The 2,083-nt window shown below is 33.3% G+C and carries 2 protein-coding genes; both read left to right on the top strand.

The annotated features are described in order from the left end of the window. The first annotated feature begins 106 nt into the window (after window positions 1–106). Window positions 107–1,315 carry a deoxyguanosinetriphosphate triphosphohydrolase family protein gene (locus tag A6E06_RS08315; protein ID WP_065591844.1) on the top strand — a complete coding sequence of 403 codons (1,209 nt, stop codon included), beginning with the start codon at window positions 107–109 and terminating at the stop codon, window positions 1,313–1,315. A 156-nt stretch (window positions 1,316–1,471) separates the two neighbouring features. Beyond that, complete coding sequence (locus tag A6E06_RS08310; protein WP_065591845.1) at window positions 1,472–2,071, top strand: DUF922 domain-containing protein; 600 nt, start codon at window positions 1,472–1,474, stop codon at window positions 2,069–2,071. The last annotated feature ends 12 nt before the right edge of the window (window positions 2,072–2,083 follow it).

Here is a 2,083-nt window from a genome sequence, read left to right as displayed (position 1 = left end):
GTGATTAAGGCGTTAAAATTCAGGTAAGTCTGTGTCATAGCAAACGTGTTATGCAGGCGTTATAAGCAAAAAGTTAGTTTGGCTATTAAAATAGAGATAATAAAATATGTATGATAAAGAAGTCATCGAGTATGCAAAACATCAAGAATCAGTTATATCTAAATTAGAGTATAGAATTCATCAACATGATGATGGACGCTCAGAATTTAGGCAAGACTTAATGAGAGATTATGCAAGGGTTTTGTATTCTTCATCTTTCCGTCGTTTACAGGGAAAGATGCAATTATTAGGTGTTGATGCAAATAAATTCAACCGTAACCGCTTAACTCATAGTTTAGAGGTTGCACAAATTGCGCGTTCAATCGCGTATGATTTAGAGCTTCAACATACTGTAGTCACTGAAACTGCATCGTTAGCACATGATATTGGTAATCCTCCTTTTGGACATTATGGTGAAGTCGTTTTAAACGACTTAAGTGCAGGGTGTGGAGGTTACGAAGGTAATGCTCAAGCATTCCGTATATTACGAACATTAGAAAAAAAACACCATGCGTATTCTGGCTTAAATTTAAATGTTCGTACTTTGATGGCAATAACAAAGTACTTTTATAATAAGCAGCAAAATAATAAAAAGTTTCTTTATGATAGTGATTTTGAATTTTTAAAAAATGAGCTTGATCGTCATGATATTAAAGTGACAAAAAGTATTGATGCTGAAATCATGGATTTAGCTGATGAAATAGCTTATGCAGCACACGATTTAGAGGATGCATTAAGTTCAGGAATGATAACTTTAGGAGAGGTTGTTCACGAATTTAAGATTAGTGATGACTTTAAATCAGCATATTCAATTATGAGTGATATTGAAAGAGAAGCTCAAGAAGTAGCAATGAATGCAAATCGTACGGGAACTTCTGAAGAATATGCAATTGTGTTGAGAAAGGAGCTTACTTCTAAAATAGTAAACAGACTATGTGGTGATATTGGACTAGTTAACGGTGTTCTTGGTTATAAGAACTATGCAAAGCTAGCTGAGGGTCTAAAGAAACTACTATTTAAAGCAATTTTACGGAAAAAAGATATTCAATTATATGAACGTCGAGGAGAACAAATAATTCGTGGATTATTTGAAGTTTATTCGGATGAAAAATATAACAAGGATAATATCTTACTTCCACCAGAGTTAAGATCTCAAAATGACTGTAAAACTCGATTAGTAACAGATTATATCTCAGGGATGATGGATTCATATGCAGCCCAGGAGTATGAAAAATTCTTCGGTAAGGGTAGTGCTGATCGATTTTACTTTAAGTAATATTTGCTTATAACAAATGCATCAACACGATTTGCTACATTCGGCATTCTAGATTTCTTTGGGTTTACCGCATTAAGTGGTAAATTCAAGCTTAATCTGCATGATAGCAAACGTGTTATGCAGGCGTTATATGCTTTTTTAAGTTAAGGAGGCTTAATGAAAACAATGAAATACGGAGCAATTCTATTATTAGTTTCTCCTCTATCTTTTTCGGAACTTTTGCCCTTTGATTTTAACAAGTCATATGATGTGTATGAGTTGCAAGGAGATACTCCAGAAAGCGTAGAAAACTCATTTGACAAACGAGCAGATTTTCTTAAAAAGAATAATTTTGACGGCTATACTGCGTGGGAATATAAGTTTAATGTAGATGATGACAGTTGCGAAATAAAAGACTTTAATCTTCAAATTAAATATACACTTCCGCGTTTGAATATACTCAATAGTTACTCTCAGAGTCGAGAGGATTATCGGGATTATTTAGAACAATTATACCGACATGAAGAGCTGCATTGTGCAATAACACTGAGTCAATTATCGAAAATGTATGCAATTTTTATTAATGGGCAGTCAGGGGATTGCTCAATAGAAATAGAAAAAACGTATCTAATTGAAGATAATATCACCAAGTTTAATCAGCAATTTGATACTTATACAGATCATGGAGCTATTGAATTAGCTGTAAGTCCTTTTGGTGAGGGTAATTATTTGAAATATTGTAAAATCGATTTCTCACCATTTATCAACGGCATATAACAAATGCATCAA

Source organism: Aliivibrio sp. 1S175 (genome assembly GCF_001690985.1).
In the GTDB taxonomy this organism is placed as follows: Bacteria; Pseudomonadota; Gammaproteobacteria; order Enterobacterales; family Vibrionaceae; genus Aliivibrio.
Note: the sequence above shows the minus strand (reverse complement) of the source record. Positions and strands in the feature narration are given on the sequence as shown.